Genomic DNA, 956 nt, shown 5'->3' with positions numbered 1-956 from the left:
ACGAAGAGCTTGCCCTTCCAGAAGGACAGCAGCTTCTCCAGCATGGCGATGGAGCCCTCGCCGTGCGGGCTCTCCTCGGCGACCCGCCGGTATACGGGCAGGGCGCCGAACAGGGTCAGCAGGACGAGCACGATGGTCGCCAGCGGCGACAGCAGACCGGCTGCGAGGAAGGCGATGCCGGGCTGGTAGCCGAGGGTGGAGAAGTAGTCCAGGCCCGTCAGGCACATGACCCGCCACCAGGGCCGGCCGTGCGGCTCGGCGGCCGCTTCCTTGGCGGCGGGTGAGCTGGTCTGGGCGGTCAAGCCTTCCAGCATCCACGCGCGCAGGCGCGAGGTGCGGGCAGGGGTGGCCATGGTCGGGCGCTCCTGTCGTACGGTGCGGATTCAGCCATCGGAGTCGACGGCTGGGCCAGCGTACGCAGTGAGAACGCAGCCAATACGTCTATAACCTCGTCTGACGGAATCCTGACGCCCTCTTAACGCCCTTCCTTCCGGTGGCCTAGGAGACCCCCCCCGTCCGGGGACGGAGAGTGGTGGAGCTCATTCCATGCCGGGGACGAGGGAGACCAGCAGGTCGATCAGCTTGATCCCGACGAACGGCAGGACGAGCCCGCCCAGGCCGTAGACGCCGAGGTTGCGGCGGAGCAGGTCGTGGGCGGAGGCGGGCTCGTAGCGGACGCCGCGCAGGGCGAGCGGGATGAGGGCGACGATGATCAGCGCGTTGAAGATGATGGCCGAGGTGATCGCGGACCGGGGACTGCTCAGGCCCATGATGTTGAGGGCTTCGAGGCCCGGATAGGCCGTCGCGAACATCGCGGGGATGATCGCGAAGTACTTCGCGACGTCGTTGGTGATCGAGAAGGTGGTCAGGGCTCCGCGGGTGATGAGGAGCTGCTTGCCGATCTCGACGATGTCGATGAGTTTCGTCGGGTTGGAGTCGAGGTCGACCATGTTGCC

2 pseudogenes are annotated in these 956 nt (G+C 67.1%); both read right to left on the bottom strand.

What is annotated here, in order from left to right:
- Positions 1-353 (bottom strand): annotated as a pseudogene (locus VR44_RS08870) (amino acid transporter); the annotation flags it as partial.
- A 186-nt stretch (positions 354-539) separates the two neighbouring features.
- A pseudogene (locus tag VR44_RS08865) lies at positions 540-956 on the bottom strand (potassium-transporting ATPase subunit B); the annotation flags it as partial.

The sequence above is a fragment of the Streptomyces katrae genome (genome assembly GCF_000966975.1).
Classification (GTDB): Bacteria; Actinomycetota; Actinomycetes; order Streptomycetales; family Streptomycetaceae; genus Streptomyces; species Streptomyces katrae.
The sequence above is the reverse complement of the archived record's forward strand: the minus strand, read 5'-3'. Positions and strand labels throughout refer to the sequence as shown.